At 59.9% G+C, this 3,508-nt stretch carries 5 protein-coding genes; all 5 read left to right on the top strand.

Translation table 11 applies throughout. The annotated features are described in order from the left end of the window. The first annotated feature begins 33 nt into the window (after positions 1 to 33). Positions 34 to 1,002, top strand: coding sequence for a ribonuclease Z (rnz, locus tag NW820_RS11085; protein ID WP_414350436.1), 969 nt, complete (start codon positions 34 to 36; stop codon positions 1,000 to 1,002). 29 nt (positions 1,003 to 1,031) lie between these two features. Next, on the top strand, positions 1,032 to 1,895 hold the full coding sequence (locus tag NW820_RS11080; protein ID WP_414375156.1) for an RDD family protein: 864 nt from the start codon (positions 1,032 to 1,034) through the stop codon (positions 1,893 to 1,895). 91 nt (positions 1,896 to 1,986) lie between these two features. Further along, positions 1,987 to 2,181 carry a 50S ribosomal protein L33 gene (gene rpmG, locus NW820_RS11075; RefSeq protein WP_011433240.1) on the top strand — a complete coding sequence of 65 codons (195 nt, stop codon included), beginning with the start codon at positions 1,987 to 1,989 and terminating at the stop codon, positions 2,179 to 2,181. A 29-nt stretch (positions 2,182 to 2,210) separates the two neighbouring features. Further along, positions 2,211 to 2,426 carry a 30S ribosomal protein S18 gene (gene rpsR / locus NW820_RS11070; protein ID WP_011433239.1) on the top strand — a complete coding sequence of 72 codons (216 nt, stop codon included), beginning with the start codon at positions 2,211 to 2,213 and terminating at the stop codon, positions 2,424 to 2,426. A 16-nt stretch (positions 2,427 to 2,442) separates the two neighbouring features. Then, the coding region (gene dusB, locus NW820_RS11065; RefSeq protein ID WP_414407510.1) for a tRNA dihydrouridine synthase DusB at positions 2,443 to 3,508 on the top strand (1,066 nt) is incomplete at its 3' end.

The raw sequence follows: 3,508 nt of genomic DNA, 5'->3' as shown, positions 1-3,508 counted from the left end.
TGAGGTCTTGCCCCTGTGACAGATCCCAATGCCATTCGGATCACCTTTTTGGGCACCAGCTCCGGCATGCCCACCCGCCAGCGCAATGTCTCTGGGGTGGCGGTGCAGTTTCCCCAGCGGTCGGAATGGTGGCTGTTCGATTGTGGCGAGGGCACCCAGCACCAGTTGCTGCGCCTAGACGAGCTGCGCCCCAGCCAGTTGCGCCGCATTTTCATCACCCACATGCACGGGGATCACATCTACGGCCTGCCGGGGCTGTTGGCCTCCTGTGGCTTGGGCAGCACCCCTGAGCACATCGATATCTACGGCCCGCCGGGCCTGGAAGAGTACCTGAAGGCCGTGTTGCGCTACAGCGAGACGCGCATCCCCTACGGCTTCCGCGTTCACACCGTCGAAACCGGTCTCATCCTGCAAGAGCCGGAATACTCCGTCTTCTGCGCGCCCTTGGATCACCGGGTGCCCGCCTTCGGCTACCGCGTGGTGGAACAGGATCGGCCAGGCAGCTTCAATGCAGCCAAAGCCCAAGCCGATGGGATCCCCTTTGGCCCTCTGTATGGGCAGCTCAAGGCCGGCCAATCCATCATCTGGCAGGGCCGCTGCTTTCACGGACGGGATTATGTCGGGGATCCCATTCCGGGCCGCAAATTCTCCTACTGCACCGACACGATTTTCTGCCGCAATGCTGTTGATCTCTCCCGGGCTGCGGATCTGGTCATCCACGAGGCTACCTACGCTCAGGCTGACTTGGAGCTGGCCCGCCGCTCTAAGCATTCCACCGCCGCCATGGCCGCCCAAGTGGCCGCCGAAGCCAAGGCCCAAGCTTTGATCCTCACCCACTTCAGCCCCCGCTACACCCCAGAGGCCCCCATTACCTTGGAAGACCTGCTGGCAGAAGCTCAGGCCATTTTTCCCAATACCCTGCTGGCCCGCGATCGGCTGACCTACGAGATCCCCCGTCGCAGCCCGTCCCCTCTGCCGGTGGGTGTGGGCTTGCCTCGCTAGAATGGTAGAACTGACTGTCTCAACCGGCAATGACGGATCCCAGACCCTACCCCGAACGCCCCCAATTTCCAGAGCGGCCCAAAACCGAACAACTGGATCAAAGTGCTGGCGAGTGGCGAACCTTCAGCGCTTTGCCCCCTGCCACTTCTCTGCCCCCGGTTCAAGCCGAGCGGCCAGCCCCGCAAACGGCTGCTGAGGGAGAACCCCTGCCAAAATTGGCTCCCTGGAGCAAACGAATTGGGGCTTTTGCCCTCGACTTTGGGCTGGGGCTGGGGATCTCCTACCTAGCCCAAGGCTTGGCTGCTCTGGTAGGGGCCAATGCAGGCGCCGTGGACATGACCGGCTATCTCGCCTTCTTCGCCACCTGGCTGGTGAACCGCGGCTATTTCCAATCCCGTCCTGAGGGCCAAAGCCTCGGCAAATGGCTGCTGAACATCAAAACCCTGGATCCCGAAACCGAAGCCTCGCCGCACCTGGTTCGCTCTCTGGCTCGAGAGGGAGTGCTCTCCCTCTTTGTGCTTACAGAGGCCCTGCTGGTGCCTCTGGCTGCGGATGGGCTGTTTGCCGTCTTCGACAAGGAAAAACGCCAAACCATTCACGACCGGGCTGGACGCACCCTGGTCGTGGAAGCGGAGCGGGGCTATCACCTGGATGAAAAAGTCCTGCAGTTTTTGCAGGACATCCTAGAGGGGGACGCTGCTGACGACGTCAAATCGGCTGCTCGCGACCTGCTGCGCCAAGCCCAGCGCAATGACACCGTGCGGGATCTGTCCAAGCAGTTGCAGCGCCTGAGCAAAGATGTGGATCGCAACGCCCGTAGCCTACGGCAACAAACGGGCAAGCAAGTGAAAACTTGGGTTGATTCCGTCAAGGAAAAGTTGGATAATTGGTGATCGCGCTTATCGAGGTAAACCCCCATCTCCAGCCTCAGGATCTGGGATTGCAGTTTCCTCATTGCCGTTTACCTTCGTCTTGGGATCCGTCATGGCCAAAGCAAAGGGTGCCCGCATCATCATTACTCTGGAGTGTACGGAGTGCCGCACCAACGTCAACAAGCGCTCTCCAGGCGTGAACCGCTACACCACCACCAAAAACCGCCGCAACACAACAGCCCGCTTAGAGCTGAAGAAATTCTGCCCCCACTGCAACCGCCACACCGTCCACAAAGAGATTAAGTAGTTCAAGCCGTTTCGCCGTTCTCCTGACCTATGGTTTACGCTCGCCGCCGCCTGTCTCCCATTAAGCCGGGAGAACCCATTAGGTACACCGATGTTGAGCTGCTCAAGAAATTTGTTACCGAGCGTGGCAAGATCTTGCCCCGCCGCATCACCGGCCTGACTGCCAAACAACAGCGGGAGCTCACCGCCGCGATCAAACGAGCGCGCATCATGGGTCTTCTTTACTTTGTCAACAAAGAGGGATAGCCTTCTCCAGATCCCGATGGGCCTGCAGCTTTCGCCGGAACTCCAAGCCCGCTTGTCCCAGCCCCTCAATATCGGCGGGGTAAAAGTTTTGAGCCGCGTCTTTCAGGCGCCACTGTCAGGGGTAACCGACCAGGTCTTTCGAGGGCTGGTACGCCGTTTTGCCCCCCACAGCTTGGTTTACACGGAAATGGTCAGCGCGACCGGCTTGCACTATGCCCGCCAGTTGCCCCGCATCATGGAGGTCGGCGAGGGAGAGCAGCCTATTGGCATCCAACTGTTTGATTGTCGGCCCGACTTTCTGGCGGAAGCAGCCCGCATGGCTGTGGACGAAGGGGCGACCTTGGTGGACATCAACATGGGCTGCCCGGTGAACAAGATTACCAAAAACGGCGGCGGCTCTTCTCTGCTTCGCGATCCCGACACGGCAGCGCGAATTGTGGAGGCGGTGGCCAACGCAGTGGAGGTGCCCGTAACCGTGAAAACGCGCCTGGGCTGGTCAGATCAGGAGATCAACATTTTGGATTTTGCCCACCGTCTGCAGGAGGCAGGGGCGCAACTGCTCACCCTGCATGCCCGAACACGCGCCCAAGGCTTCAACGGCAAAGCCCGCTGGGACTGGATCCGCCGCGTCAAACAGCACCTGCGCATTCCCGTCATCGCCAATGGGGATATTTTCTCGACAGCCGCAGCGGTGAAGTGTTTGGAGGAAACCGGAGCCGATGGGGTGATGTGCTCCCGCGGCACCATGGGCTATCCCTTTCTGGTGGGGGAAATCGATCACTTCCTGAAAACCGGTCAAGAAAGACCGGCCCCCACTCCCCTGGAGCGGATTCAAATGGCCTTAGAGCATCTGCGCGGTCTCTGGGAGTACAAGGGAGAACGTGGCATCCGTCAGGCCCGCAAGCACATGACTTGGTACATCAAAGACTTTGCCGGAGCCTCTCAATTCCGTGCTCTCCTCTGTCGCATTGAGACGGTGCAGGAAGGGGAAGCCCTGCTTCTTCAAGCCATGGAGCGCTGCCAAGAAGCCACACCTCGACCGGAAGAGGCCATTAAAACCACCGAGGAGGTCGACCTTCTCC

Source organism: Synechococcus sp. R55.7 (assembly GCF_047461955.1).
Classification (GTDB): Bacteria; Cyanobacteriota; Cyanobacteriia; order Thermostichales; family Thermostichaceae; genus Thermostichus.
The sequence above is the reverse complement of the archived record's forward strand: the minus strand, read 5'-3'. Positions and strand labels throughout refer to the sequence as shown.

Coding starts and splice junctions, on each gene's coding strand:
- rpmG (WP_011433240.1), top strand. CDS start 1,987: ATGGCCAAAGCAAAGGGTGCCCGCATCATCATTACTCTGGAGTGTACG.
- rpsR (WP_011433239.1), top strand. CDS start 2,211: ATGGTTTACGCTCGCCGCCGCCTGTCTCCCATTAAGCCGGGAGAACCC.
- NW820_RS11080 (WP_414375156.1), top strand. CDS start 1,032: ATGACGGATCCCAGACCCTACCCCGAACGCCCCCAATTTCCAGAGCGG.